Origin of the sequence: Tritonibacter sp. SIMBA_163 (assembly GCF_046535935.1) — a bacterium.
Lineage (GTDB): Bacteria > Pseudomonadota > Alphaproteobacteria > Rhodobacterales > Rhodobacteraceae > Epibacterium > Epibacterium scottomollicae.
The window spans coordinates 1-255 of sequence record NZ_JAWJBP010000828.1 but is presented as its reverse complement, the minus strand read 5'-3'; the positions used below and the strand labels follow the sequence as shown (position 1 = coordinate 255).

The following is a 255-nucleotide window of genomic DNA, read 5'->3' as shown; positions in this document are numbered from 1 at the left end:
AGTGCGACGGGGTTATGAAGTAACCCTATTTGCAACAGGAGATTCTGACACTCTCGCCACATTAGAGGCTTGTTGTCAACAACCGTTACGACCGCTGGGTTTTTCTCTCCCTGAGTATCATGTTTATGAGCAAATGGAATTGAGCAAAGTCTTTAATCAAGCCCCACACTTTGATCTCATTCATTCTCATGTGGGCTATAGTGCTTTTCCATATGCAAATTTAATTACAACCCCTGTTGTTCATACCTTACACGG

1 protein-coding gene is annotated in these 255 nt (G+C 42.7%); it reads left to right on the top strand.

Annotated elements, in window-relative coordinates:
- Nucleotides 1–255, top strand: a 255-nt coding sequence (locus R0J92_RS24640) for a glycosyltransferase (protein WP_411053619.1), incomplete at both ends; no start/stop codon positions are given.